Raw genomic sequence first — 2,149 nt, forward strand, 5'->3', positions numbered from 1 at the left:
AGACGTTCGGTTCGCCGGCCAGGTTCTGTATGTGGCTCGCCCACGGTTGGAGTTCCGCCACCGCGACGGCGGGTTTGCCGGCGTGGTCGAGCACGAACGCGAGGCCGGGCAGGCGGCGGGCCGCGGCGGTGGCCGCGGGCAGCTGGTGCGGCAGGACGAGCAGGTCGTAGACCAGGCCGGCGTCGGCGACGGCGGCCAGCCCCCGCAGGACCTCCGGACGGAGCAGCCAGTGGGGGTCGGGTTCGCCCTGGACCTGGTGGCGTACGCCCACCAGGTACTCACCGCCCGGCAGCTCACGCAGGCGGGCCAGCCGGTCCGCCACGTCGGCGGCGGTCAGGTCGGTCCACCCGACCACCCCGGCGACCAGCGGGGCCGCTGCCGCCTGGGCCAGCAGCTCCGGCGTCTCCTCGGCGACCGGAACCGTCTGCACGAGGATGGTGGAGGCGACCGCGGCCCGCTCGGCCTGCGGACGCAGGTCCGCCAGACCGAAACTGCGCCTCAGCGGTGCGAGGTCGTCGCCGGTGATCCACTCCTGGTCGCGTACGGCCAGGTTCCACACGTGGTGGTGGGCGTCGACGATGATCGGGTCGCTCATCGGTTGCTCGTCGGACGGGGCCCGCCCGCGGGCGGCGGGCCGGGCGGGACCGGTACGTCTGCGGGGAGCAGTCCTTCGGCGCGCAGGTCCTGCCACAGCCCGTGGGGGATCGGCCGGCTGTACTGTTCGACGGCGTCGGTGACCTCGTCGGGCGTGCGTAGGCCGATCAGGACGGCGGCGACGGCTGGGTGGCTGAGCGGGAAGCGGGCGGCGGCCGCCCGCAGCGGCACACCGTGCCGCTCACAGACACGCTGTAGCCGAAGCGCTCGGTCCAGGACGTGAGGCGTCGCGGGGCGGTAGGCGTACATGGCCCCGGGCCCGGGCGCGGCAAGGAGCCCGGAGTGGAAGACTCCTGCGGCGATGACGGAGACGGAGCGCTGTGCGGCGAGTGGCAGCAGTTCGTCGAGTCCGCTGCGCTCCAGCAGGGTGTAGCACCCCGCGAGGAGCACGACGTCGACATCGGTGTCCCGGACGAAGCGGGCCGGGAGGCCCGGCTGGTTCATGCCCACACCGACGGCCTTGGCCATACCCTCCGCGCGGAGCTGCTCCAGGGCGGGGTAGGCCTCGGTGAGCGCCTGGTCGGCGTGGTCGTCCGGGTCGTGCAGGTAGACGGTGTCGACGTGGTCCAGGGCGAGGCGGGTCAGGCTCTCCTCCAGGCTGCGGCGCACGCCGGTGGCGGAGAAGTCCCACGCCCGCCGGTGGGTGGCAGGCACGGCGAACCCGTTGGCGAGGTCGTCCCCGGTCGGGTCGGGGACGGGTTCGAGTAGCCGCCCCACCTTGGTGGAAACGGTGTACGCGCCGCGCGGCCGGCCCGCCAGAAAGGCGCCCAGCCGACGCTCGGACAGCCCCAGGCCGTAGTGCGGTGCGGTGTCGAAGGACCGGATGCCGTGATCCCAGGCGGCATCGATCGCTGCGGCGGCCTGCTCGTCGCTCGTTGCCGTGAAGAGGTTGCCGATGGCCGCCGCGCCGAAGGCCAGACGGGAGGTCCAGGTGGTGCCGCGTCCGAGGGGCACCCGGGCCGGGGCGGCGTTCACGGGGCCACCGGCCTCAGGCACAGGCCGGCCATGCCTCCGTCGACGGCCAGGGCGGTGCCGGTGACGGAGCCGGCTGAGGGACTGGCGAGGTAGACGACGACGACGGCGACCTCGTCGGGGGTGACCAGACGTCCGTGTGGCTGGCGGGCGGCAAGGGCGGCGCGCTCCGCGACGGGGTCGGCGGTAGGGTCCAGGAGCCGGCCGATCCACGGGGTGTCGACGGTGCCGGGGTTGACGCAGTTGACCCGGATTCCCTCCCGGACGTGGTCGGCGGCCATCGCGAGGGTGAGCGAGAGGACCGCTCCCTTGCTCGCGGAGTAGAGGGCGCGCTGGGGCAGGCCGGCCGTCGCCGCGATCGAGCAGACGTTGACGACCGAGCCGTGCGCGGAAGCGCGTAGATGGGGCAGTGCGGCGCGGGTGACGCGGACGAGTCCGAGGACGTTGACGTCCAGGACGGTGTGCCACTGGTCGTCGGGGTTGTCCTCGACCGTGCCGATGGCACCGATCCCCGCGTTGTTGA

At 73.8% G+C, this 2,149-nt stretch carries 3 protein-coding genes; all 3 read right to left on the reverse strand.

Annotated elements, in window-relative coordinates:
- A partial coding sequence (locus PUR61_RS04425; RefSeq protein ID WP_329875833.1) for an amidohydrolase family protein occupies window positions 1–595 on the reverse strand: 595 nt, incomplete at its 3' end.
- Window positions 592–1,629 carry an aldo/keto reductase gene (locus PUR61_RS04430; RefSeq protein ID WP_329875835.1) on the reverse strand — a complete coding sequence of 346 codons (1,038 nt, stop codon included), beginning with the start codon at window positions 1,627–1,629 and terminating at the stop codon, window positions 592–594. The genes PUR61_RS04430 and PUR61_RS04425, both read right to left, overlap by 4 nt.
- Window positions 1,626–2,149: SDR family NAD(P)-dependent oxidoreductase (locus PUR61_RS04435; protein WP_329875837.1), on the reverse strand; the 524-nt coding region annotated here is incomplete at its 5' end. The genes PUR61_RS04435 and PUR61_RS04430, both read right to left, overlap by 4 nt.

The organism is Streptomyces sp. BE20, assembly GCF_036322525.1.
Lineage (GTDB): Bacteria > Actinomycetota > Actinomycetes > Streptomycetales > Streptomycetaceae > Kitasatospora.